The 24,325-nt window shown below is 61.2% G+C and carries 27 protein-coding genes and 1 pseudogene; 10 read left to right on the top strand and 18 right to left on the bottom strand.

Annotation, left to right across the window (positions count from 1 at the left end; all coding sequences use genetic code 11):
- Nucleotides 1–5 precede the first annotated feature (5 nt).
- The 11 genes from HQ843_RS28415 to HQ843_RS28465 all read right to left on the bottom strand — a co-directional run bounded on the left by HQ843_RS28415 (nt 6) and on the right by HQ843_RS28465 (nt 8,561).
- Nucleotides 6–800 (bottom strand): ATP-binding cassette domain-containing protein, encoded by a 795-nt coding sequence (locus HQ843_RS28415; protein ID WP_371824628.1) that lies wholly within the window; start codon nt 798–800, stop codon nt 6–8.
- Complete coding sequence (locus tag HQ843_RS28420) at nt 766–1,611, bottom strand: alpha-D-ribose 1-methylphosphonate 5-phosphate C-P-lyase PhnJ (RefSeq protein WP_180902375.1); 846 nt, start codon at nt 1,609–1,611, stop codon at nt 766–768. Before HQ843_RS28420 ends, HQ843_RS28415 begins: the two co-directional genes overlap by 35 nt.
- Nucleotides 1,604–2,617: a carbon-phosphorus lyase complex subunit PhnI gene (locus HQ843_RS28425; RefSeq protein WP_180902374.1), complete on the bottom strand. Its 1,014-nt coding sequence runs from the start codon at nt 2,615–2,617 to the stop codon at nt 1,604–1,606. The genes HQ843_RS28420 and HQ843_RS28425 overlap by 8 nt, the downstream gene beginning before the upstream one ends.
- Nucleotides 2,601–3,176: a phosphonate C-P lyase system protein PhnH gene (phnH, locus tag HQ843_RS28430; protein ID WP_180902373.1), complete on the bottom strand. Its 576-nt coding sequence runs from the start codon at nt 3,174–3,176 to the stop codon at nt 2,601–2,603. Before phnH ends, HQ843_RS28425 begins: the two co-directional genes overlap by 17 nt.
- Nucleotides 3,173–3,652 carry a phosphonate C-P lyase system protein PhnG gene (gene phnG, locus HQ843_RS28435; RefSeq protein ID WP_180902372.1) on the bottom strand — a complete coding sequence of 160 codons (480 nt, stop codon included), beginning with the start codon at nt 3,650–3,652 and terminating at the stop codon, nt 3,173–3,175. The genes phnH and phnG overlap by 4 nt, the downstream gene beginning before the upstream one ends.
- Entirely contained in the window at nt 3,627–4,142 is a 516-nt protein-coding gene (locus HQ843_RS28440; protein WP_106313149.1) for a hypothetical protein, read from the bottom strand. Before HQ843_RS28440 ends, phnG begins: the two co-directional genes overlap by 26 nt.
- Nucleotides 4,143–4,162: 20 nt before the next feature.
- Nucleotides 4,163–4,915, bottom strand: coding sequence for an ABC transporter ATP-binding protein (locus HQ843_RS28445; RefSeq protein WP_180902371.1), 753 nt, complete (start codon nt 4,913–4,915; stop codon nt 4,163–4,165).
- Nucleotides 4,912–5,964, bottom strand: coding sequence for a FecCD family ABC transporter permease (locus HQ843_RS28450; RefSeq protein ID WP_180902370.1), 1,053 nt, complete (start codon nt 5,962–5,964; stop codon nt 4,912–4,914). Before HQ843_RS28450 ends, HQ843_RS28445 begins: the two co-directional genes overlap by 4 nt.
- Complete coding sequence (locus HQ843_RS28455) at nt 5,961–7,058, bottom strand: ABC transporter substrate-binding protein (RefSeq protein WP_180902369.1); 1,098 nt, start codon at nt 7,056–7,058, stop codon at nt 5,961–5,963. The genes HQ843_RS28450 and HQ843_RS28455 overlap by 4 nt, the downstream gene beginning before the upstream one ends.
- 193 nt (nt 7,059–7,251) lie before the next feature.
- Nucleotides 7,252–8,328, bottom strand: a complete 1,077-nt coding sequence (locus HQ843_RS29700) for a hypothetical protein (protein WP_246710507.1) — start codon at nt 8,326–8,328, stop codon at nt 7,252–7,254.
- Nucleotides 8,211–8,561 (bottom strand): hypothetical protein, encoded by a 351-nt coding sequence (locus HQ843_RS28465; RefSeq protein ID WP_180902368.1) that lies wholly within the window; start codon nt 8,559–8,561, stop codon nt 8,211–8,213. Before HQ843_RS28465 ends, HQ843_RS29700 begins: the two co-directional genes overlap by 118 nt.
- A gap of 124 nt (nt 8,562–8,685) precedes the next feature.
- Here HQ843_RS28465 and HQ843_RS28470 point away from each other — a divergent pair, with 124 nt between their 5' ends.
- The 7 genes from HQ843_RS28470 to HQ843_RS28500 all read left to right on the top strand — a co-directional run bounded on the left by HQ843_RS28470 (nt 8,686) and on the right by HQ843_RS28500 (nt 15,622).
- Nucleotides 8,686–9,663, top strand: a complete 978-nt coding sequence (locus HQ843_RS28470; RefSeq protein WP_106313161.1) for a LysR family transcriptional regulator — start codon at nt 8,686–8,688, stop codon at nt 9,661–9,663.
- Nucleotides 9,664–10,103: 440 nt separating this feature from the next.
- A complete protein-coding gene (locus HQ843_RS28475; RefSeq protein ID WP_180902367.1) occupies nt 10,104–10,532 on the top strand; it encodes a pseudoazurin in 429 nt (142 codons plus the stop codon).
- 85 nt (nt 10,533–10,617) lie between these two features.
- Nucleotides 10,618–11,634, top strand: a complete 1,017-nt coding sequence (locus HQ843_RS28480; protein WP_180902366.1) for an ABC transporter substrate-binding protein — start codon at nt 10,618–10,620, stop codon at nt 11,632–11,634.
- A complete protein-coding gene (locus HQ843_RS28485) occupies nt 11,612–12,454 on the top strand; it encodes an ABC transporter permease (RefSeq protein ID WP_180902365.1) in 843 nt (280 codons plus the stop codon). The genes HQ843_RS28480 and HQ843_RS28485 overlap by 23 nt, the downstream gene beginning before the upstream one ends.
- Entirely contained in the window at nt 12,451–13,203 is a 753-nt protein-coding gene (locus HQ843_RS28490; RefSeq protein WP_180902364.1) for an ABC transporter ATP-binding protein, read from the top strand. Before HQ843_RS28485 ends, HQ843_RS28490 begins: the two co-directional genes overlap by 4 nt.
- On the top strand, nt 13,200–14,420 hold the full coding sequence (locus tag HQ843_RS28495) for an NnrS family protein (RefSeq protein WP_180902363.1): 1,221 nt from the start codon (nt 13,200–13,202) through the stop codon (nt 14,418–14,420). Before HQ843_RS28490 ends, HQ843_RS28495 begins: the two co-directional genes overlap by 4 nt.
- An 8-nt stretch (nt 14,421–14,428) precedes the next feature.
- The gene (locus HQ843_RS28500; protein WP_180902362.1) at nt 14,429–15,622 is read left to right on the top strand and encodes an NnrS family protein; all 1,194 of its coding nucleotides are present in this window, start codon (nt 14,429–14,431) and stop codon (nt 15,620–15,622) included.
- Between the two features lie 5 nt (nt 15,623–15,627).
- On the opposite strand, the gene HQ843_RS28505 is transcribed toward HQ843_RS28500, so the two are convergent.
- Nucleotides 15,628–16,317, bottom strand: a complete 690-nt coding sequence (locus HQ843_RS28505; RefSeq protein WP_180902361.1) for an NnrU family protein — start codon at nt 16,315–16,317, stop codon at nt 15,628–15,630.
- Between the two features lie 129 nt (nt 16,318–16,446).
- Between HQ843_RS28505 and HQ843_RS28510 the strand changes: the two genes are divergently transcribed.
- Nucleotides 16,447–16,890 (top strand): RrF2 family transcriptional regulator, encoded by a 444-nt coding sequence (locus tag HQ843_RS28510; RefSeq protein WP_180902360.1) that lies wholly within the window; start codon nt 16,447–16,449, stop codon nt 16,888–16,890.
- Here the strand turns inward: HQ843_RS28510 and HQ843_RS28515 are convergent.
- Complete coding sequence (locus HQ843_RS28515) at nt 16,845–17,114, bottom strand: DUF305 domain-containing protein (protein ID WP_180902359.1); 270 nt, start codon at nt 17,112–17,114, stop codon at nt 16,845–16,847. The genes HQ843_RS28510 and HQ843_RS28515 overlap by 46 nt on opposite strands.
- 244 nt (nt 17,115–17,358) lie before the next feature.
- Here HQ843_RS28515 and HQ843_RS29705 point away from each other — a divergent pair.
- Nucleotides 17,359–17,577 (top strand): annotated as a pseudogene (locus HQ843_RS29705) (hypothetical protein); the annotation flags it as partial.
- Between the two features lie 305 nt (nt 17,578–17,882).
- Nucleotides 17,883–18,302, top strand: a complete 420-nt coding sequence (gene rnk, locus HQ843_RS28525; protein WP_246710508.1) for a nucleoside diphosphate kinase regulator — start codon at nt 17,883–17,885, stop codon at nt 18,300–18,302.
- A gap of 667 nt (nt 18,303–18,969) precedes the next feature.
- On the opposite strand, the gene HQ843_RS28530 is transcribed toward rnk, so the two are convergent.
- The 5 genes from HQ843_RS28530 to HQ843_RS28550 all read right to left on the bottom strand — a co-directional run bounded on the left by HQ843_RS28530 (nt 18,970) and on the right by HQ843_RS28550 (nt 24,318).
- Entirely contained in the window at nt 18,970–19,584 is a 615-nt protein-coding gene (locus tag HQ843_RS28530; protein WP_180902358.1) for an O-methyltransferase, read from the bottom strand.
- 54 nt (nt 19,585–19,638) lie between these two features.
- Complete coding sequence (locus tag HQ843_RS28535; RefSeq protein WP_106308702.1) at nt 19,639–20,196, bottom strand: PadR family transcriptional regulator; 558 nt, start codon at nt 20,194–20,196, stop codon at nt 19,639–19,641.
- 796 nt (nt 20,197–20,992) lie between these two features.
- Nucleotides 20,993–22,498 (bottom strand): MDR family MFS transporter, encoded by a 1,506-nt coding sequence (locus tag HQ843_RS28540; RefSeq protein WP_227023711.1) that lies wholly within the window; start codon nt 22,496–22,498, stop codon nt 20,993–20,995.
- 51 nt (nt 22,499–22,549) lie between these two features.
- Complete coding sequence (locus tag HQ843_RS28545) at nt 22,550–22,993, bottom strand: hypothetical protein (RefSeq protein WP_106308711.1); 444 nt, start codon at nt 22,991–22,993, stop codon at nt 22,550–22,552.
- Between the two features lie 38 nt (nt 22,994–23,031).
- Nucleotides 23,032–24,318, bottom strand: coding sequence for a prolyl oligopeptidase family serine peptidase (locus tag HQ843_RS28550; protein WP_106308714.1), 1,287 nt, complete (start codon nt 24,316–24,318; stop codon nt 23,032–23,034).
- Between the last annotated feature and the right edge of the window lie 7 nt (nt 24,319–24,325).

The following is a 24,325-nucleotide window of genomic DNA, read 5'->3' on the forward strand; positions in this document are numbered from 1 at the left end:
AACACTCAAATCATCGACGCGACGAGATCGCGACTTGCTGGATGGCAGGGATCGGCAACCAATCGGTCCGGCGGCGCTTCCTCGACGATCCGCCCCTCGTGCAGAACGATGACGCGGTGCGCGAGGAGTCGGGCTATGCGCAAGTCGTGGGTCACGAGCAGCATCGCCACGCCCGTCCGGCGCTGGAGTTCGGACAAGAGCCTCAGGAGCCGCGCCTGGGCGGACGTGTCGAGGCCCGTCGTCGGTTCGTCCAGGAGCAGGATGTCCGGCTCGTGCACGAGCGCGCGAGCGATTTGCAGCCGCTGCTGCTTGCCGCCGGAAAAGGCGCCTGGCAGGTCCCGCATCCGCGCTTCATCAAGGTCCAGTGCCCCAAACCAGTGCCGTGCAGCCTCCAAGGCCCGGCCGAAGTGGCGTTCGCCATTGTCGAAGAGCGTCTGGGCGATGTTGGCGGCAGCGCTCGCGGCCAGGTCGAGCGTCTCGCGGGCATCCTGTGCGACGAAGCCGAACCGCCGGCGGCGGAGCGGGACGAGGGCCTGCTCCGGCAGATCGTAGAGAGACAGCGGCGTCCCGTCATCGACGGAGAGCAGGACCTGACCCTTCGTCGGAGGCAGGCATCCGGCCGCCGTGCGCAGCATTGTCGACTTTCCCGCGCCGGATTTTCCAACGAGACAAAGAACCTCGCCTGGATAGAGCGAAAGCGAAGCACCTCGCACGATGCGCCCGCCGAAGGAGATATGGTCAAGCGTCAGGAGGGGCTGCGGTAGGTCAGGCACTGGCGGCTTCCTCCGCACGCTCGGCACAGCATTCCGTGTCGGAGCAGACCCATTCGCTCGTTCCGTCGTCCTTGAGGAGAAGGTGGTCGAGATGGCTCGTGGCGCACCCGCATATCACGCATTGCCGTCCGTCCGAGGGATGACTGGTGTTAAAGGGAACGTCCTCGAAGGCGATGCTTTCCACGCGCGTATAGGGTGGCAGCGCATAGAGTCGGCGTTCGCGTGCCGCGCCGAAGATCTGGATGGCCGGTGAATTGTCGAGGCGGACATTGTCGCGCTTGGGGATAGGAGAAGGTGACATCAGATAGCGACCTTCCACCATGACGGGATAGTCATAGCCGGGCTGGGCGACGCTTCCGCTTCCCGCCCTCTCCTCGAAGAGCCGCGTATAGACCCGACCGTAGTCAGATGCCGCGTGCATGCGGGCCGCCTCGCCGGCTGAATTGACGAAGGCGCGCAGCGGGTCCGGCCGCGGCACCTGGTAGACGACGACCTGTCCCTCTGCGAGCATCGCCTCGGGCACGCGCTGGCGGACCTGGATCAGCGTTGCCTCACGGGTCCGGGTCGTGGTGGCAACGAAGGCGGTGCGCGTGAAGAAGGCGCGGATATTGACGGCATTCACGGTCTCGTCGGAGCCGTGGTCGGTCACTTTCAGACGGTCGTCTGCACCGATGAGGCTTGCGGTCACGACCATGCCGCCAACACCCCAACCATAGGCGATCGGCATTTCCGGCGCGATGAAGGGCACCTGGTAACCGGGAACGGCTAGTGCCTTCAGAATGGTACGACGGACGGAGCGTTTGCTGTCTTCATCGAGATAGGCGAAGGTCTCAGTCATCGTCGGCAAGCCTCCGGATCGTTTCGAGATCGGCCTGGAAATCGGAGTAGTGCGGCAGCTTGAGATGCGAGACGTAGCCGCTCGCCTCGACCCCGTCGCCATGCGTCAGCACCAGGTCCGGGTCGAGCCCAGATTTCATCGCCTGATCGACTGTCGCCATCGCCACGGCCTTGCGCTCGTTGGCGCCGAAGGCAACGCCGAAGCCCGGGGACAGATGCGATTGCCGCCCGTCGAGTACCGGGGCCACCATGCGGCAGGCCGTCACCTCGATATCGCCGACAGAGACGGTGAGGCCGAGCTCCTCCAACTCGACGAAAACCTCGACTTCCCCTGCGGAAAGCTCCTCGACATAGGGATGGGACGCGCCGGCGGTGCGAAGGCGCGTATAGGCAATGCCCGTCAAGAAGCCTTCCTCGCCCCGCACCAGATGGCCGAGCGTTTCGGATGCACCGTAGGGAGGACGCAGCGGCACCCGCGTGATGTCGACCGGCGCCTCCTCCCGCTCCTGACTCTCCCCGGGAAGGCGATCGCGGCAGCGGGATGAGGAAGGCGCGCATGGAGTGCTCGCAACCTCCTCGGGAAGAGGAAAAAAAGCCGCCTCCTCCATGAGCGAGAAATCGAGCAGCCGGTGGGTATAGTCGTAGGTCGCCCCCAGAATCTGGCCGCCCGGCAGTTCCTTCACCGCGGCTGAGATATGCCGGTCGTGACGGATGGCCGAAAAGTCGATAGGCGCGCTATGGCCCATACGCCGCAAGGTCGCACGATGGGCGCGCAGCAGGAACGTCGCCTCTGCCACGTCGCCCTGTGCCTGTTTAAGCGCAAGGGCTGCGAGGTCCCGATCGTAAAGCGCACCTTCGGTCATAACCCTGTCCACTGCACCGCGCATCTGCTCACCTATCTGGGCAACCGTGAGCTCCGGCACGGAGGGATCACCCCGACGCCTGCGCGCCAGCGCATCAAGACTTGCAGCGATAGCGGCCTCGCCGCCCTTAACGGGAACGTACATCGGATATCTCCAGCCTCACGCTACGGGGAAGGCAGGCGCACCAATCTCCCGCCGTCAGGATGAGGTCGACGCCGAGCGGATAGGCAGCGTTGTTGCACGTCCATTGCGCGAGAAACGTCGCCGGCAGGCCAAGGGGGGCGAGGGTCCGACCCCCGGGTCCGATTCCCGGCCCCGAAAGGTTGAGCGCCGCACCGCCCGAAAGGCCCGTGACCTCCGCAATGACCGTGGCGGAAAGATGCGGGTCGGCCGGGCTTCCCTTCGGAAAGATATCGATCCGATCCAGCATCTCGCCACGACAGAGGGCAAAGGTGCAGGACTTTCTATCCACCATCGGCCACCGCGCCGCGATTGCGCGATCCCGAATATCCACGAAGCTTTCGTCGATCCAGAGCGGTGTCGTAGTGTCGGCCAATGTTGACAGAACGACCGCGTGCGCCGCCTTGCCTTCAGCAAGGACCACGACTTTGCCGGGGTAGGAGAAGGCTTCCAGAAGCCGGCGGAATACGCGCTGGTCCTCGTGGATACGATCCGTGCCTCGCCGGTCGATCTCGATTTTCACGGTGCACTTCCTTGTCTCGCCGCGGTGAAGAAATGCGCCGCCGTCTTCTGCGCCTCCTCGGCCTTGCGGCATCGCCGCGCCATGATGGCGTCTTCGGCCGGCTGCAGCAGCTCCAATGCGAGCAGGGCGTGCGACTGCGGATCCTGCAGCAGCGCGTCGAAGAAGGCGGCGAGTTCAGCCCGCTCCGGATCGCGGCCGAGCACCACGGCATAACCGCGCCGACCGTCGATCTCCACGATGCAGCGCGTCATGGTCGCCTCGCCGAGATGGAAGGGCGTTCCCGTCACGGGCGCTTTCGCACACAACTGAAGAAGGCCGACCTCCGGTCCGACAAACCGGCGCGCCGCATGGCGCTGCCGGCTGCCGTCGAAGGCCGATCTCAAGAGGTCGATAGGGGCGCGGGCAAGCACCCCCATCCATTCACGACGCCCGCCCTCGGTGGAACAGTGCTCAGGCACGGCTGACCTTGGCGTCATAGACATCCTCGGGAGAGAGTGGCACCAGACGATCACCCATTTCGCGCTTCAACGCGGCAAGCTGTATCTCGTCTTCGGCTGTCCTGTCCTCCTTGCGAGCCAGCGTGATAAACTCGGGGCGGACATGGCCGGGACGGATCGTCACCTCAACGACGGTACCCCGATAGGTGAAGCGGAAGTAGTATTTGCCCTTGGGGCTTTCCTCGATGCCATCCCAACCGAGCGACCGGTCAACCGTGTAGCGGTCGTCCGTCAGGGCGCGCGTGACGAATTCGATGGCGTCGCGGCCGCCGGGGCCGGGAAACGCCGTATCGATGCGCACCTCGCGGCGCTCGATCGGCCGGCCCTCGTCGAGCAGCGGAAAGGCGCGTTGCATCACTTTCAGGCCATGCGCCACGCCGCCCGGAAAGGTGGTGCCGTGATAGTTCAGTAGTTCGGCAAAGCTGACGGTGAAGGTTTCGCCGTTTTCGAGATAGGTGATCGTGTCCAAGATTGGCTCCTGTCTTGCGGTTATGATGGAAGGGGCGCCGCCCCGAAGATCGGGGAAACGACATCTGGCCGGCCGGGGTCGGGAGTATGGCGGGCAAACGGCACGCCGTAGAGACGGGCGAGTTCTCCGTCCGTCATCATCGCGGAGGCTTGGCCATAGCGGACCTCGTCTCCGGCATGCATCATCAGCGCCCGGTCCGCAAGGAACAGGCCGTGCTGCGGATGGTGGGTCGTAAAGATGATCGTATGGCCGCGCGCCTGCCGCAGGCGCATGAGGACTCCGAGCAGAAGGTCCTGATTGGCGAGGTCGAGCGAGGCGGCCGGCTCGTCGAGCACCAGTACTTTCGTTTCCGTCGCCAGCGCCCGGGCAAGCAGCACAACCTGCCGCTCGCCGCCGGAAAGCTGGCCGAAGGGCCGCCCGGCGAAACACTCGGCGCCCACGGCCGCGAGCGCGGAGAGCGCCGCCGCCTCGTCCTGCTTGCCCGGCAGGCCGAAAAGCCCGAGCCGCCCGGCCCGTCCCATCGTCACGATATCGAGGCAGCGATGCTGCTCGCCGCCACTTTGCAACTGCGGCACATAGCCGACGAGCGCCGGCATGGTGCGCTCACCCTCGGTCAATGTCAGCGAACCGAGCAAGGTGCGCAGCAGCGTCGTCTTGCCCCGTCCGTTACGGCCGAGGATCGCCAGCACCTCACCCTCCGCCAGCTTGAAGCTGACATGGCGGAAGATCCAGCGCTCACCCCTTCGAAGGCCGGCATCCTTGAGTGTGATCATCGGGCAGGGCCTCCCTGCGTCTGGCGCGTGCACAGGAGATAGATGAAGACGGGTGCGCCTATGACCGCCGTCAGGATACCGAGCGGCAGTTCCGCGCTCGTCACGGTGCGGGCGAGCGTATCGACCGTCACCATGAAGCTGGCGCCGAGCAGCGCCGCCGTACCGTGGAAGCGGCGATGGCTTTCGCCGACGAGCAGGCGCGCGGCATGGGGAATGACGAGGCCGACCCAGCCGATGACGCCGGAAACCACAACGCAACCGCCGATGATCACCGAGATGACCGCAAAGACAAGCCAGCGCGAGAAGCCGACATTGACGCCGAAGGACCGCGCCTCCTCTTCCCCCATCGAGAGCACCGCGATGCGGAAACGCAGGCGATAGAGAAGCGCGATGGCGACGAGGATGACCGGACCATGCTCACCGACTTTTTGCCAGCTTGACGAGGAAAAGCTGCCCATCAGCCAGAAGACGATGGCGGGAAGCGAGGTCTCCGGATCGGCGACATATTGCGTGAGCGAGATCATGGCGGAAAACAATGCGTCTATGACGATGCCGGCCAGGACGATGGAAAGGATCGAACGCCCTGCCATATGCGAAATCACCGCCACCAGGACCAGCGCCGTAAGCGCCGAGGCGAAGGTGGCCGCAAACAGCATCGCGGCACTGCCTCCGACGAGCAGGGTCAGCGTGCCGCCCAGTGCCGCGCCGGAGGAAAGACCCAGGACACGGGGCGAGACGAGCGGATTGCGAAAGAGCGCCTGCAGGGCCGCCCCGCAGAGCGCAAGTCCCGCTCCGACGATCGCTGCGAGCAGGATCCGCGGCAGGCGCACATTGATGAGTATGCGCTCTTCCATCGTTTCCGGTGCGGCCATGCTGGAAAGCCAGCGGCCGAGAATCTGCCATACGTCGGCAAGCGGTATGTGGAACCGCCCGGTGGCGGCGGAGACGAAAGCCGCCACCGCAAGGACAAGCACGAGCGACAGCCAGTGAAGGGCACCGCCAGCCGCCTGCCCGTTCGAAAGCCGGGCCTCGGTCAGGGCGGACGTCATTTGCGGGCAAACTGCTCGTAGTTGGCGGCACCCTTGTTGAGTTCGAGCTTCAGCACGGCATCAATCTCTTCATCGGTGGGCGTATAGTTATAGAGCCGCTCGAAGCCGCTCTTCACCTCGGTGCGCAGGTCGAAATGGAAGAGGTCCGGATGGGCGAGATTGGCGAGCCACATCCAGGTGAAGGGGCTTTCATGGCTGGCGCTGTCCCAGACATAACCGCCGTTCGGCGTCTTGTAGACGCGACCAGCCTTTGCCGCGGCTGTCTGCGACAGGATAGAATCCTCCAGGATCGTTTCGCGGCCGGCGTCGGCTTCGTGCGCCGTCAGCATGATAAGGTCGGGGTTCCAGGCCGCGATCTGCTCTGCATTGACCTCGGCCCGGACGCCAAGACCTGCGGCGACATTTTCGCCGCCCACCAATGTGATGTAGAAGTTCTGGTAGCTCTTCTCACCGGTCGCCGTGAACTTGCTCTTGGAGGAGCGCAGGTGCAGGATTCTCGGTCTTGTGGCGTCCTGATGCGCGGCAAGCGTCGCCTTGATCTCGTCGATCACCGCGTCACGCCATTTGAACAACGCCTCCGCCTTGTCTTGCTTGCCAAGGATATTGGCGACGAGGCGGATATTCTCCCGCGCCAGTTCCTCCGTGCCACCATTGCCGCCACCGACCATCAGCGCGACGGGAATACCGGCATTGCGCAGGGGGGCCACCAGTTCGTCGCCACGTCCGCCCCACTGGATGACGAGGTCCGGCTTCAGCGCAGCGATCGCCTCGACATTCGGCATCCACCCGTTGCCGCCCTCCGCGACAATGCCGCTCTCGATGGACGCGGCATCCGGGAACATCTTTTTGAGAAGACCTGTTTCGAAGGCCTTGCGCGAAACAGGATTCATGCCGACCAGGTGCTCCGAGGAGCCGTCCACCGCAATGACAGTCGCGGCACCGGGCTGCGGCAGCGTTACGATCCGCTTCGCTGGTCCGGGCAGCGTAATCTCCGCGCCCGTAACATCCTTGAAGGTGACGGAATCAGCAAGGAGCGGCGCCGGCGAAAGGGCGAGAAGGAAAAAGGCGGCAGACAGGCGCAGTTTTAAAGTCATCGGTTGCCCCATTATTCATGATAATAATACTCATGTTTTTCTGTACAAAGGGGAAGGCGTCGTATCAAGTCGAACAAATCGGACAATGTGGAAAGGAATTTCGAACAGCGGCGCCATCGGGAAAGCTGCTGCCAGACAACTGTCGATCGCATTAATGCCGACGACAGGTGACCGCCATTGACGGGAAATCGTGTCAAGCATTCGCACAGGCCCTCAGATTGGGTGCAAAGCGGTCGAGGAAGCGGGTCGTTGCCGGCATGAAGCGTGAACCGTGATGGTACATCGGGTCGAGCGAGGAGATGACCATCGTGCCGGCCGTCGAAATCGTGTCCATGTAGAGGATGGCGCGCCCCTCGCCGTCGCGAGCCAGAACCGGTGCGCCTTCCGGTGGCGTGAACCAGCCGTGCAGATGCCAGGTCACGTCCTGCTTGCCGATGTGGCGCATCAATGGGTGTGTCTTAGCCTGATCGGTCAGTTCGACCCCGAGATCAGCCCCAGGGGTGAGCCACCACCACCAATTTGTCGGCGTTCTGGTGAAATGGACCGCAGGAAGCCATAATTCCGACTGGCTTTCTACCAACGCGATCACCGTGCCGCCGGCATCAAGATGGCGCGCGATGACAGCCCTCTGCTTGATCATGCGCTGGGCCGGGGTTCGGCATGGCACCCAGAGGATATCCTGGGGGCGCAGTACGTTAACGAGGCCCTCGGGTGCGCAGATGACATCGAAAATACCGGTATAGGCCGACCCTTCCAGACTATGGATATGATAGTAGGTTCCGGAACTCGACGCGACGATGCGTGGGCCCACCCTGCCTGTATCGCGCGCGCCGCCATAGCTCTCGGCCCTGGTCAGCGGCAAGTCTTCGAGCGGCAGTGTCAGCGCGAAGCAATTCGAGGAGAGGCAGGAACCGCCGTTTGCCCAGTTGATAATGCGCCGCCTCAGGTCCGGGGCGAGATTCCATTCAAGCCCGATCGTGCCGAGGTCATTGCCGGCATGTGAGAAGAACCGGCCACCCCGCGGCCTTGCCCACACCCAATCGACCGGGACTTGCGTGGGACCCAGCCCATTGACGGCCACCGCGCCCTCCGGTGGCGGATTGCAGCCGCGTCCGTAGAAACCCGCGACGCCCCTGTTGGTCTCGATCTTCTTCAGGTCGATACCGTCATAGAGCGAATGAGGATTGATCGACGACAGATCGAAATTTTGTCGTTTTGGTGCGACGATCGAACGATACTGACCGATGCCATCAACCAGCGGACGCGCCATATGGCCATTGAAGAACCAGCGCCCACCGTGATCGAGAAAAGACGCGAGCGCATCCTTGAGCGCCGCATGGCATTCTGGTCGAGCTGATTACCGGTGATCAGCCCCTTGTGCGACATGAGAATCTCGGCCGTGAGATCGGCTTGCTCTGTGATGGCGACTTCTCCACGGAGCACGGCAGCCCGAACCGTCTCGGATGGCTCTTCGAAAGTGGATTTCAAGAAAATCGTGGTCATGCTGCCCCCTACCGATCAGTTCTGTCTGCAAGGCAAAGTCATGAGCCAGCATGGTTCTGAATATCATGACTAGTATTATCATGTTTTTTCGAATAGGAGATGAGGTGGCGTTTGGACAAGTCGAATGAATAGAACAGATCGAACGATCATATCGAACAAGCTATCGGCGGTCTCGATACGGGATTTTCTCCTTGTTACGACCGTCTGGAAGCGCTCCAGCTTTAGGGTCGTTGCGCGGGAGTTAGGGATAAGCCCGTCGGGCCTCTCCCATCAGGTTCGCAAGGTCGAGGAAGCTCTTGGCACGACCTTATTCGAACGGTCCAGCCAGCAGGTGAAGGCGACCCTGGAAGGTGAGGTTCTCTTGTCTCACATTCAGGATGTCCTCGGGGTGGTTGGTAAACTTGACCTCCTCGCCGTGAAGACGAGCCGGCCCTTCGGAGGGCACCTTAAACTTGGCGCGATCTCAACGATCGGTGCCTACGTTTTGCCTCACGTCGTAAATCTGTTCGAGGCAAACTTTCCTGATGTCAGAATTGATCTCCTGGAAGGCAAGACCGAAGGGGTCACCCAACGTCTGCGCGGAAGTGAAATTGACATGATGTTATCTTGCCGTTTCGCTGACAATGCGGATCTGGAAACAAAACCTCTGTTCACCGAGCGCTTTGATTTGATCGCCAACGTAGCTCATCCGCTTGCGGCAAAGACATCAATAAACGTTCAGGATCTTGATGCATCTGAGTTTATGACGATGGCAGACGGCGAGGGTTATAGCGAAGATACGCTACCTGCAGCGATACGCACGACACAGCACGACTACAATGCTTGTCGCACCGAAATCAGAGGGTTGAGTCTCGAAACAATCGGTGCGCTCGTTTCAATGAAAGGGGGGGCTAGTATGGTTCCTTCGTTAGCCTCTCCCCGGCTAAGTACCTTTCCTAATGTAAAAATTGTGAGCATCTCCGGCCGCGCGCCACAACGAACCATATACGCTTCTTGGCGCAGATCGTCGCCTCATCAGGAGGCATTTCATCAGTTGTGCCATATTTTGAGCGAGATGCAGGCGGTATGCGATCTTCCGATCGCAGGCGCGAGTTCCTTATAGTTGGTTAGAAAAGTTGCAAGGTCGTATTTGGTCTCCATTGGAGCACTGTTCTTGGAGCGTTACCTGATCCGTTTTTCGGATGTGAAAGCAGCCTGTCGGATGCAAGTGTCGCGGAAATCCTGAAACCAGATGTGGCTCGGGAAATCTGTACAGTCAGGATAAGTGGAATTTCTGCCTGACTTCGGCTTAGATGCCGTTAACAGGAGATACCATGACGAGACGACCGCGCCGGAACCATAGCCCGGCTTTCAACGCCGATTGACATCATACCGTTCAAGGGTCCTCGGCATCGCAGGATGCGCGAATAGCCGGTCGCACTGCGTCAACTTGACCCGCCGGTCAGGTGATCATTGACCGTCGCCATAAAAGATGAGTATAAAATACATGTTTTATCCTGGCTCGGCCGCTAGCGACTGGCCGATACTCTGACCGGTGTATCCATGTTCCGCATCTTCGCCCTTTCGTTTCTCGCGCTAACCACCACGATGGCTCCGGTGTGGGCCGAGGATCATGTCGTGAACATGCTCAACCGAGGTGACGATGGCATCATGGTGTTCGAGCCCGGTCTGCTCGTCATTGAGCCCGGTGATACAGTGCGCTTTGTTGCCGCCGAACGGGGACACAATGCCGAAACCATTGACGGCATGATCCCGGAAGGCGCTCTGGGCTTTGAGGGTCGGCTGAACGAGGAAGTCGTGTTTTCGCCCGATATCGAGGGCGTTTACGCCATCAAGTGCAAACCGCATTACGCCATGGGCATGGTCATGATCATCGCGGTCGGTGAAGCTCAGGCGCCTGAGGAATTCGTCGCCCGTCGTGTCCCGCCACGCGCACGCAAGCGGTTCGAGGCTTATCTCGACACGCTTTGAACGCCACGACGTGCAAAAGGAAATCTTCGATGGCGCATCCCGACAAGCAGATCGACTGTCCTGAAGCAGTCGAAAGGAATCCGTCATGAACGGCCTGACAAACTTCCCACTTCGCCGCCGCACGTTCCTTACAGGAATGGCCGGCATGGCAAGCCTGCCCGCAATCGGCTTTGGCGCGGGCCATGCAGCGGCCGCGGCGCCGCTTGCGCAAATATCGCTATCCGGGCCGCCTGCCGGACCGTCGGTCACGCTCGCGCAGGCCGCGGTCACGGGCGCGTTTTCGAAGATCGCTGACAAGGCCGCATTCAACGTCTGGCGCAATCCCGACGAAGTCCGTGCCGGGATCACTTCCGGCCAGATGTCGCTGGTGGTGATGCCAGTCCAGGCCGCCGCCAACATGTATAATCGCGGCTTCGGCGTTCGGCTTGTCAACACGCTGACCGACGGACTGCTCTATATCATTGCCACCGACCCGTCTCTGCAAACGATAGAGGCCTTGCGCGGCAGGAAGCTTGCGGTTCCCTTCCGCAACGACACGCCCGATCTGATCCTCAAGCGACTTCTCAAGGCTCATGATATCGATCCAGAACAGGATTTGTCGCTAGACACCACTGGCACGCCCGTCGAAGCCATGCAGCTCCTGCTGAGCGGCAGGATCGATGCCGCGCTTGTGCCGGAACCGGCCGCCTCGGCCGCCATCATCAAAGGAAAGGCCTCCGGTGTGACAGTCACCCGCGTGATCGACGTACAGAAAGCCTGGGGCGAGACGATGCATGTGCCGCCGGTTTTGCCGCAGGCAGGCCTTGCGGTGACAGAGCCATTCTTCGAAGACAATGGAAGCCTCATTCCGGAACTTCATCAGTCACTGGTTGCGGCAACGGCCGCCGTCAACGCAGAGCCGGCGGAAGCCGCCAACAACGCTGCCTCTGCGCTTGGCATGCCCTGGCCCGTTCTGAAAGAAGCGATCGGCTATTCCAACCTGACGGCAACACAGGCAACCACGGCGCGACCGGCAATCGAATCCCTGTTGTCGATCCTTGCCGACAGCGATCCCGGCATTATCGGCGGAAAGCTTCCTGATGACGGATTTTACGCACTTTAGCGCAAGCGTCTTGCGCCCCGTGCTGGATCGTCTCGGCCGGACCGGGCAGTTTCTCTGGTCCGGCTTTGCGGGGCTGGCAGCATTCTCGCTGCTTGCCGCCGTCTGGCAATACGGGCACGAGCAATGGGGGGCGTTCATACTGCCCTCCCCGCTCGCAACGCTTGCCGCCACATGGTCGATCCTGTCCGATCCGGCCGCATGGTCGCTGATCGCGCAGACTGTCGGACGTGCGCTCCAGGGCTTCCTCCTCTCCGCTTTGTCCGGTGCGTTGCTCGGCATGGTCGCCGGCCATTCCCCGGCGACCATCCGGTTGGCGCGGCCGCTGATCACGATCCTGATCGGCGTGCCGCCGATCGCCTGGATTGTTCTGGCCCTGATCTGGTTCGGCGCGGGCGACGGAACCGTCATCGCAACTGTGGTGGTGACAGCCGTCCCCATCATCTTCGCGGGAACGGCCGAAGGTATTCTAAGCCGCGACCGGAAGCTCGATGACATGGCGCGCGTCTTCGGCGCAAATGCCTGGCGCAGGATGACAAGCCTGCGCCTGCGACAACTCACCGCCCATCTGTTTCCCGCCCTGACGCTTGCCCTCGGCATGTCTTTCAAGGTCGCGGTCATGGCCGAACTGCTAGCCAATGTCGGCGGGATTGGCGGAGAACTGTCGGCAGCCCGCAGCTATCTCGATATCACGCAGGCGCTCGCTTGGGTCATGATCGCGGTGATCGCGCTGCTGATTTTCGAATATGGCGTCATCCATCCAATCCGGTCCGAGTTCGAGCGCTGGCGACACGCCGAAATCCCGTGGGGGGTCAAACGATGAAGACCGGCCTCACCCTGAAAGGGCTCCGTCATGCCTATCTCGGCCGCACGGTGCTGGACCATATCGACCTTGAGGTGCCAGCGTCCGAGATCGTCGCCCTGGTTGGTCCCTCCGGCAGTGGAAAGAGCACGCTGGTTCACCTTGCTGCTGATCTGCTGTCGCCAATTGGCGGTCGAGTTGAGCGCAATTACAAACGCCATGCGATGATCTTTCAGGAACCGCGCTTGCTGCCCTGGGCCACGGCGGCCGAAAACATCGCCTACCCCTTGAGGATCTCCGGCCCCTCGCGGACGGAAATCAGGGCGAGGTTGAAGACTGTTGCAGCCAAGGTTGCACTCCAACCGGACGATCTTGATAAATATCCGGGCGAGCTTTCCGGCGGAATGCGCCAGCGCTGCGCAATCGCACGAGCGCTGATCGTCGCGCCGGACTTCATCTATTTCGATGAGCCTTTCACCGCCCTGGATGTTGCGCTGAAGCGGCGGATGCAGGATCTCGTGATCGCCGCGACGCAATCGTCCAGTTTCGGCGGTATCTTCGTGACCCACGACCTGATGGAAGCCGCCCGGATCGCCCATCGAGTGGCCGTGCTGGATGTCGGCGGCGCCGGGATTGTCGGCGAACGTCTGGTTCCCGGAACGCCTGGCATGCGCGACGATACCGAGCTTTTCGCGCTTTCGCAACGCTGGATGCGGGAAGACCCCGCCTTTCGTCATATTCACGACGTCGACGAAAGGATGAGCGGATGAGCCTTGTCGACACGTCCGTTCTGCGCGGCCGGCTCAGCCTCCTGCACGTTCTTGGCGATGAAGGTTTCCGGCTGTTCTTCCCCTTGAGCGCTCTCTACGCGGCTGTCTGGCCGTTCCTGTGGGTCGTGATCCATGGCTATGGCCTCCCTGTAGCTGGGGCAATACCACCGAGCATCTGGCACGTGCACGAGATGATCATCGGAGCGTTCGGCGCAGCACTTCTCGGCTTCATAACAACGGCCATCCCCGAATGGACGGACACGCCGCGCCTTCGCGGCAAGGCGCTCTATGCACTTGCGGCAATCTGGGGCGTTGCACGCATTTGCGGGCTGGTTGGCACCGAGGGCTTCATGTGGATAGGCGCCTTCGCGGATATTGTCTGGACCGGCTTTCTTGCCGCCTATGTGCTTCGCGTCAGCCTGGACAAAAACAACAGCAAACTGACTGGTTTTATCCTTTGGCTTGCAGGCCTGTGGCTTTGCGAAACGGCAACGCGTTATGCCTTCGCCACCGGGAATGTGGAACATGCGCAGCTTTTCACCCATCTTTCGGGTTTCATCTTCCTCGGGCTGCTCGGTCTTGCGCTGGCACGCATCACCGTGCCCGTCACCAACGATATTCTGGATCCTTCCGGAGAGACATCCCCGTTCAGACCGCACCCCGGACGTCTCAATCTCGCCCCCGGTGTGATGACCATCCTGATCGCGGCGGAACTTTCCGGATTGTCCCCCGAGGTCACGGGATTTGTCTTCATCGCCGCCGGCGCGGCCTTTCTCGACCGCGTGGCCGAAGCTTTCGTCGGACGCGCGTTTTTCCGGGCTGAAATCGCCGTACTGGCCGGATCAAGCGCGCTGGCAGGAATCGGCCTCATCGCGATCGGCTGCGCCCGGCTCGGACTGCCGGTGATGGAGACCACCGGCCTGCACATAGCCCTGATGGGAGGGCTCGGGCTCGGCGTCATCGCGGTGTTCTGCATTGCCGGATTGAGGCACACGGGTCAGCCGCTCGCATTTTCCGTGAAGACGGGGATAGCAATCGCACTGATCGTCATCGCGATTGCAATCCGGTCTCTTCCTGAATTCGGGATCGCATCCGAGCTCGTCGGTCACCACCACGCAGTGGCGGCAATTTTCTGGGCCGGCGGCTTTCTGCTCTGGCTCAGGGTCTACTGGCCGGCTTTCTCCGATCCCGCAACACTGAACCAACACGATTGCTGAGAAAAACAATGACGACAATGGCAAGACAGCGCGCATGGCAGGGACCGGCGATTTTCAGCTATGGCTTCCGGCCCTTCTTCCTTTTCGGCGCGCTTGACGCCGCCCTGCTGATCGCGCTCTGGGTGCCTTGGTATCTGGGCTTCATCCAGGTGCCGAGCATGTTCACGCCGGTCTCATGGCATGTCCACGAACTGCTTTACGGCTATGTTCCGGCGATCATCGCGGGCTTTCTTCTGACCGCCGTTCCCAACTGGACGGGCCGTCTGCCGGTTGTCGGCTGGCCGCTTGCGGGCCTGTTTGGCCTCTGGCTTGGCGCACGGGTCGTTGTCGCCTTTTCGGCTTCGCTCCCGCCCGCCCTTGTCTATCTCGCTGCCCTGGCTTTCCCCCTGGCGCTGATCGGGTTTCTGACGCGGGAGATTCTGGCAGGCCGCAATTGGCGGAACCTGAAGGTGGTGGTGGTCCTTTCGCTGTTCACCGCCACGCAGATCCTGTTTTACTACGAAAACATCCGCTACGGCACGTCGGTCTATGCCGAACGCGCCGCGATTGCCCTCGTCATCATGCTGATCCAGATCATCGGCGGCCGCGTGGTTCCGAGCTTCAGCCGCAACTGGCTCAAGAAGCAGGGTTCTCCGGCGCTGCCGCCCGCTTTCGGCGAATTCGACCGGTTCGTGATGGTGATGAGCGCCGCCGGTCTCGGCGCATGGATCGTGTTTCCCGCATTCGACATAGAAGAACCGGTGCTGGGCTTGCTTCTGATGGCCATCGGTGCCCTCAACCTGTTCCGGCAATGGCGCTGGCGACCTCTGCAAACCTTTACCGAGCCGCTGGTCTTCATCCTGCATCTTGCCTTCCTGCCGGTCAGTCTCGGCTTTGTCTTCGCCGGCTATGCTGCCTTTACAGGCGATGGGGGCGCAGAAAGCGCTGCGATACACTGCTGGACCGTCGGCGCCATCGGCGGCATGACGCTTGCGATCATGACCCGCGCCAGCCGCGGCCATACCGGCCATCCGCTGACGGCACCGCCGGCCACGACGGCGGTCTATCTGGCGATCATGATCGCATTGGTCCTGCGTCTTGCGGCCGCTTTCAATCCCAACTGGACATTCACGCTGATGCCTTTAGCAGGACTGGCATGGGTTTTCGCCTTTGCGGGCTTCTGCGTGGTTTACGGTCCAATGCTGTTCAAGCCCCGCAGCTGAAACGGTTACAGCCAGGCCAGCGGGTCGACGCCGATCAGCAGGCGATGGCCTTGCAACAGGAACCAGACGTAAAGGGCCAGCCCAAGACCGGTCCAAAGCCAGACGCTTCGATCCGCATAAAAATGCGCGCGCCCTTCAACGATTGCCAGAAACGGCACACCGGAGGTTTGCGCGCGGACGGTCGCCCATTCGGCGTCGCCGAGCCGACGCCGCGCACGGCGGTCGAGCACAGGCATTCCCGCGAACGCGAGCAGCCCCATGCCGCCAAACAGGATCAGCGACACGACATCCCCGTTCGGCGGAATATGCGCGAGCGACCAGAGGAGGAAACCGACAAGCACGGGGTGGCGGGTTATCGCGGTGATCGTGCCTTGGGAGGCTCCCTCACCACTGCGCCGGAAGGTGATGGAAAGCCGGTTTTGCGCCGCGAGCCCCGCAGCAATGAACCAGAAAGCGAACGGCATCGCGATCACCGGAACAAGGGCCTGCCAGGGCGCTGGATACCAGAGGTAAATCAATGGTGCCTGCCGGGCGGCGACAATGACCCAGACCAGAAGCAGGGTCGACAGGAAAGAATAGAGGGTGAGATAGACACGGCGTCCCAGCAGGGCGATCAGCCTGGCACGCACAGGTGGCGCCGGCGGAACCACATGGGCCAGCAGGAAAGCAGAGATCGCGAGCAGAAAATTCGTCATGTTTTGGTCCCCTCTCTCGCCGAAAGATAAGATTCATCTTCGATATATGATAATACCGACAACAGAAAAAATGCCCGGATGCGGAATGTCCTCTGCGTTCCGCTGCCGCAGCATCCACGGAGTGCGCCGATGCGTCTGACAACCTTTTCCGATTATGCGCTGCGCGTGCTGATGTATGCGGCATCGGCCGGCGACCGTCTGATCACGATCGAAGAGACATCGGCCGCCTATTCGATCTCGAAGACACATCTGATGAAGGTCGTGAATGTGCTGACCAGAAACGGATACCTGATCAGTGTTCGCGGACGCTCGGGCGGTTTCCGTCTGTCACTGCCGCCCGAGCGGATCAATCTCGGCGCGGTGATCCGCGCAACGGAAGCCGATTTCGCACTTGTCGAGTGCTTTGCGACCGGAAACCAGTGTGTGGTCACGAAAAACTGCAAGCTACCGGCGATACTGAACGAAGCACTCACATCCTTCTTAAACGTCTTCGATCACTACACACTCGCCGACATTGTCCTCTCGCCTCAGGTCTTCGCCACGGGTTCACCGGCACGATCCTCTCCGCCATAAGGCGAGACGACAAGACAGATCCGTCTCGCCTCCTCTATGGCCAGCGTATGGCGGGAATGGCTCGCTTTCGATACCGCGCTGACGCCGCCAGATGCACAGGTCGATCGCGCCTGGTGATGCGGTATCATGCCGGGCGCGAAAGCCACGCCCGGATCGTCATAGCGCAAGCCGTCCATCATCTCTTCATGCATCCCCATCATCGACTGTTCGTAGGCTTCGATCACCGTCAGAGTGCCAGCTCCGGAGCGCCTGCCCCCAGCTCGCCATCGCCTCCGTTCATATCCGCCAGAGCCAGCGGTCCGCGCGGAAAAAGGCGGCATGAAGACCCCAATAGACGGTCAAGAAAATCACCAGCGCCGAAGCAAGACCGAGTGGGACGCCGATGAGCGAACGCAGGGGCGAATGATCTACGAAGGTTACGGATGGGCAAGAAAAGCCGCTTCGAGTCCATGCAACGTTCGACCTTGTGAAACCCGTTCCTGGCATGGCTGGCATCGCCACGTCTCGCTCGTCATGCTCGCCTTCGCCATGATGGCCACCATCCGCCATCATGCCAACGCCGCGCCACCCCCAAAAACGGTGCGTCGCATCGCCAACCGCCTCGCGCGTCAGCAAATCCGACCCGCACACATCATCTCATGGTCGCTCTGGCGACGAGCCCATATCAAATCAAAATCGCAACTGTAATGCTAACATCAGACACTTCGCCGCACCGGCTCCCACGCCAGCCCACTTGACTTTGATCGATTGCGAGGACACACCTTATCACTATGAACTATACGAGTTTCCATCTCCGCTCCCAACGGGTTCGCCTTATCGTAGGCAAATAGCCCCCGGCCTGGTCGCGTCGCGCCCCGGTCGCAGGGCACAGGCATTTTGCCACCGGGCGCTCGAAACAGCGCCTGTCAAGCGACACAAATCCCTAGATAGCAGAGATAACGCCCGCACTCGCGGCCTTCATTTTGCTGATGATCTCAGCAAGGAGACAGACTGTGCCTTCAAACCAAAAGAAACTGCGCAAACCTGCAATTGTTCTGACGAAAACCGACCACAAGCGCCTTCTGCTTCTTGCCGAACGCTTTGCCGAGCAGAATGCTGACCTTGCCGATTTTCTTATCAGCGAAATCGAACGAGCTCGTATCGTTGAAGACGAACGCATTATTACTGATGTGGTGCGTATGGGCTCGTCTGTTCATTTCACGACCGATCTCGGCGAAGACCGACAGGTAACGCTGGTTTATCCCGGAAAAGCCGATATCGCTGAAGGCAAAATTTCTGTTCTGACTCCCATCGGCGCAGCGTTGATCGGCCTGAAAGCCGGGCATTCAATCGACTGGACGACACGAGACGGCCGGGTCTGCTGCTTGACGGTGGAATCGGTCAACCAGCCGCAGGACCCGGCCGAGCTTTAGGCTCCGCCCTCTTTGAACACGCTATCCGGTTTGTTGCCCCTGAAGGGCAATGGGCTGTTCATCCGCTGTGGACGATCAGCCCGCAAGCCTCAGTTGTGAATCGGCAAAGTCAAATGACCCCGTTCACGGTAATAATATCAAAGGGATACGATGCCGATCGGCATCGGGACCCTACGCCGATTCACAATTAGCCCTCGCTTAACTCACTGAAAACCATGCGGAAAGCGATTTTTTTGCTCGCCCATTGGGAGAGGGTTGATCTCTTATTAAAGCATAAGTAGTAGATTGTGAATCGGCAAAGTCAAATGGCCCCATTCACGGTAATAATATCAACGGGATATGATGCCGATCGGCATCGGGACCCTACGCCGATTCACAACCAAGCGACCATGTGTTCCTCTGCGAGCACGGCGGCTGCCTCATCGTCGAGAGGCGTCGTGTCGTTTTGGGAGCGAGACGATCTCATTCAAGGCGATCTCGCCTCGGCCACCGATCTCCAACTCATTGTCGGGCCTTTTCACAAGCGCCCATCACGTCGCCGGACCGGCATGATGCACGGCGAAGCGGATGGCCAGCGAGAGCGTCTCCTTACCGTCAACCGCCTTCGCTTGAGATCGTGGCGTTGACATGTGATTTGACGTTCGTAAGCGTCGTCCCGTGCTCTGGTTCATCTCGGCTCGTAACGGCTGACTTCGATGCCGGAGCCGACGGGGAGCACGACGCTGGTTATGCCGGGCATGGCGCGAACCGCCTTGCCATAGGCGATTGCGCCGGGTGCCGCGCGGCCGAGCATGTTGTCGGCAACGATGATCGCGCCGGGGTTAAGCTTCGGATAGAAGGCCTCAAGGCACGGAACGTAGAGGTCCTTCCACAGATCGAGCAACACGAAATCGACTTTGTCGGGAAGGGCAGGGATCATCTCCACCGCGTCGCCGACCCAAAAGTCGATGTGGTCGGCAAGACCCGCCTTTTGGGTCATTTCCTTCGCATAGGCGGATTTATGCTCGTAGCGTTCCATTGTGATGACGCGGCCGCCGCTCGCTCGCGCGGCCTCGGCGAGCCAGATGCCGGAATAGCCGAAGGAGGTTCCGATCTCAAGGATGCTCGGCGAATTCAGGTTGCGCGCCAGAATGTTGACCAACTGGCCGGTATCCGGGCCGACCGCCATAAAGCGATTCTGGCCGCCATCGTCGCCGCCGGACGGCGATTTGCGATGATTCTCCCGCTCCTCGCGGATCTTTTCGTGATAGGCGTCAAGTACGGCTGAGATCTTGTCGTCCATGGTGTCTCCTGCTTCTTCAAATGGCACGGCGCGGCCGCAAATGGCCGCGCCGGTTCAACAGCGTTCGATCATCAGGGCCGCCTCGTCGAGCGCGGCGGCGATTGCCCTGGCCGATGCCTCCTCGATCGGTCCACGCCGCAGCCGTAGTCGTAGGGCGAGCTTAAGATTTTCGATGGCGCGGATGAGCGGTTCGGGGACACTATCCGGTTCGCCTTCGCGGGTCAGGAGCTCGTCAACCGCCGCTCGGTTAGCTGTCAGGAAAGCCTCTCCCTCGGCTGTAATCCTGTAGCGCTTGCGTGCGGTCTCTTCAATTTGCACGACTGCGTATCCCATGTCCTCGAGCCAGGAGAGTGTCGGATAGATCACGCCTGGGCTCGGACTGTAGTGTCCGCCCATGCGCTCCTCGATGACCTTGATGAGTTCGTAGCCGTGGCTGGGCTTTCGGGCGATCATTGCAAGGATGAGGGTACGCAGTTCGCCATAGTCGAAAAGTCGACCTGCCCGCCGTCCGCGACGGCGATGGTGTGCGCCGCGATGATGGCGGTCATGCCCGGGCATTTGGTCGGGTTCAGGAGTCTGGCGGCCCGATCCGTCTTTGGATTTGTTTTCCATGAATTACAATGTATGTCTCGATATATCGAAACTAAAGATATATCGAGATTAAATTCTTGTAATATACGCGCTTCGTGGTCCGTTACGCGCGTCCGGTGTCGGCGCGATCACGCATAGTGCCACGATGAGAAGGAAACCGAGGCAGACAATACTGGCCGCATGGCGGACATGCTTCCTCGGCTGATCCATACTCGTTGAGCCGTGAACCGGGAGGTTCTTATTTGTCGGGGCACGACGCTACTTTCCTTTCAGAACGATCTTGCGCTCATCATCGACGAAACAGATAGAAGTCGCTTGCTGACTGACATCCAGTCCGGCGTAATATTTCATGGTGGTTCTCCTTATAGCTTCGGCACACTGGCCACGCTGGACAACGGACAGCGTGGAGAGCCGCCGCCTGGAAGGCTAGGCCCTGAGCGATTACGCTATGTGTTGTAGCTTAGACGGCCACGGCTCATCCCGGCGGGCCGGATAGTGTCAGCTAGCGGCTGACAGGCTGATGATCCGATTACCGCTCATTGTGGCGATTGTTTCCAGTGTCATATAGCGGGATCGCTGGACCGCATGATCCCGTATCTGATCCCGCTCGTCCTGGTGATCCTCGCATGCCTCGCGCTCATCACCTATCTGCCGGAAATCAGCCTCGGAATTCTGGGGCTGGTCCGCTAACAGAAACAGGCGCCCGGAACCGAAGTTCGGTTCCAGGCATGCAGAAACCCGGTCAGCTCGCAGGCGGCCGGGGTTTCTGCCGCCGGAGTTCCGCGGCATCGGCAGCGCCGGGCTTCGACCCTGTTTGTCAGGCCGAGCGTTCAAATTCCGTTCCGCGAAGCGTCAATGCCACGATCAAAGCGAGTGTCATCACGCTGCCGCCGATTTCGAAAGATCCGGCAATGGCATGACGAAACGCAGCCTCGATGGCGGGGCGAAGTGCGGCAGGCAGGTCGGACACGGCCTCCATGCCACCGTTGATGATCGTCTGCACATCGGCCGTACCAAGAAGGTGCGCAAGCCCGGAGTTCAAACCGCTTGCCATGACCCCGCCGGAAACCGCCACGCCCAGCGCGCCGCCGAGAGAGCGCAGAAAGGACATTGAGGCCGTCGCCGTGCCGACGCTTTCCTTCGGGACCGCGTTCTGCACAATCGCGGTAGCGTTCGGCATCGCGATTCCCATCCCGAGTCCCAGCATTGCCAAAGCACCCCAGAAGGCGGGAACGCCGGCCTGGATCGCGGCCAACAGGGCCAGAGTGCCAAGGCCGCCGGCCTCGAGCGCGATGCCCGTGACCATGAAAAGCTTCGGCCGGCCGAGATCGGCGGAGAGCTTTCCGCCGAAGATCGACGTCAGCACCATGGCCACGATCTGCGGCAACATCATCGCGCCGGCCTGGGCCGGGTTCAAACCAAGCACCAGTTGAAAGTAAAGCGGCACGAAAACCATCGCGCTCATCATCGCGAAGCCCATGCAGGACATGGTCAGGACGCCGGTGGCGAACGGGCCGATCCTGAATAGCGACAATGTGATAACCGGTTCGCGGGCACGGGTCTCGACCCAGAAGAAGCCACCGAGAGCGAGAATTGCCAGCAGCGCCAAGCCGACGGAAGCACCGGAATACCAGGAAAAGAGCGATCCGCCGAGGCTGAACAGCAAAAGCACCGCCGTCGCTCCCGTGACGAGCAGGACGGAACCGGCAAAATCGATCCGATGCTCTTTGCGCGGCGGCGGCGCCGGCAAAGCTCGCCACAGCATCGCCAATGCCAGAAGGCCCACGGGCAGGTTGATATAGAAGACCCAGCGCCATGACAATGCTGTCGTCAGGCCGCCGCCCATGAGCGGGCCCGCAAGGCTGGAGAAGGCGAAAGCTCCCGAGAAAAACCCCTGATAACGCACCCGCTCGCGCGGCGTGACTACATCGCTGATGACGGTCTGGGTCAAGGTCATGATTCCACCGGCGCCGATGCCCTGCACCAGTCTGAAGACGATGAGCTGGGGCATCGTCCGGGCCAGGCCGCACAGCATCGACATTGCGACGAACAACACGATCGCCCCGATCAGGAAAGCGCGCCGCCCGAACATGTCGGAAAGCTTGCCGAAAATCGGCGTGGCGGAGGTGGAGGTCAGCATGAAGGCGGTAACCACCCAGCTCAGATGCGAAAGTCCGCCGAGGTCGCTCGCCATGCGCGGCAGTGCCGTGTTGACGATGCTCTGGTCGAGTGCTGCAAGGATCATTGCCAGGATCAGGCCGGCAAAGAGACGACGCAGGTGGAGGGGAATGCCCTTCTCGGGGCGCTGAAGATCGATGGTCAAGGGGGGCTCGGCGGGCGGGGCATTTGTTATTGGCATTGGCGATTGACGCGATCAGTCGCGCTTCCATTCGAGCAGGTGTCCCGACGCAGTGAATTCCGCCTTGAATTTCTGGCCGTTGTCGTCCCGCCCTTCGACCTCGATATGATCGTCGTCGAGTTCGATCTTGAAAATGCGGCTCTTCGGGGTCAGCTTGGGCGCGGAAAGACCTGCCGGCAGCACCGGCATCAGTTCCGACAGCGGCGCCGTCCGGTGGCCCACGGCCTCGACCTTGTCAATGCTGCCGTCCCGGTGAACATCGAGTTCGACCCGCGCGCCACCCGGCAGGGTTCCGACCGCATCGGACCCCTTGTCGTCGGGATGAACATCGAGATCGGTGAGGGAAAGCGTAGCAGCGGCGTGCCTGACCGCGTTTCCATCAGGCGCATGACCCGCCGCTTCGGCGGCCGCACCGCAAGTCGCGACGAGCATTGAGGTCAGCAGAAAAATGCGCAACATGGCAACTCCTTCGTTTCAGCCCACAAAATTGCAGATGCTCACAGGTCGGTGCGCAGCAGCCAGCGGCGGATCGGTTCGATAGAATAGGCCAGACGCCACGTATTGCGATGACCGGCGGCACCTTCGGTGCTTGCGCCTTCGGGGATCACCGTCCCCGCCGCAAAACTCACATAGTTGATCCGCGCGCCCTCGGCGACAAGATCGTCGAAGGCGAACTGATACTGGTCCTCGTTCCACGTCCCGTCCCAGATGGCCCGTGCGACCGTCGCGCCGGCAGCTTCGAGTGCCTCCGTATCGGCGTTCTGGCCGGGAAAGGCGCCAGAGTCGTCCTGCGAGGTGACGATGAACAGCCGGTTGCCCGCCATCGGCGCCACCAGTTCCGGCCCCCATTGGCAGGCCACGAGAAAGCTGGCGGCGAAGAAATCGGGATATTTGATGTTCATCGCCATAGATAGCATTCCGCCGCCGGACTGTCCGGTCGTATAGAGCCGATCCGGATCAATCGAATATTCTTCCGTCAACGCCTTGATCAGATTGATCGTCGTATCCAGCATCGAGGATGTGTTGTTATCGTCATCCGCAACGATTTCAGCGAACTGCGGTGCCAGGACAAAGGCTGGCCGGGCGGACTGATCGCCGGGAGAAGCCCAGGAGATCGCTCCCAGTCCCTGTTTGAGCGTCATCAACGGGTCCTCGCTGGTCGCCCCGGCGTCGTGCATGAAATTGACGAGTGGGTAAGACTTGGCAGGATCATAGTCGCTGGGAATAAACAGGTTGTAAGGCAGGGTGTCGCCGGTTTCGGGGTCGTTCCATACGCGTTGCTCGAAGCGGTCGACGACGAGGTTGCTGACCGCCGTCGTGTCGATATTGCCCGCGGGCGTCACAACGGTGGCGCTTGGTTCCGCCCAGGTGACGCCGCTGACATTAGGATCGCCTGCGGCCCAATGCGGCTTTCCCTCCGACATGTCGGGCTTGGCAGCGACCGGCTCCTCGACCTTGAGGCTTGCTGCGGCATCCTCGGGCGACAGAGCGACGATCACATATTCGCCGCTGGCAGCGCGCGCATCCGGGTCGGGCGCCGTGGCCGGATAAACCGCTGTGACGGTCCGACCTTCGACGGAAAAATCGGCAGCAGAAAGCGCTTCCGCACTGATTTCATCGGAAAGGTGTACTGCGATGGCGACAAAACGCAATCCATCTCCGAAGACCTGCGTCACCGCCGTCGCGCGCCCCGGGACGGCGCCCGCGGCGAAAGCGGGAAGCGTGAGGTTGGCGAATACGCCACATGCGCCAAGGCCAATGAGAAAACTCCGACGGGACGGCATAGCGGCT

It is taken from the genome of Martelella sp. NC20 (genome assembly GCF_013459645.1).
Taxonomy (GTDB): domain Bacteria; phylum Pseudomonadota; class Alphaproteobacteria; order Rhizobiales; family Rhizobiaceae; genus Martelella.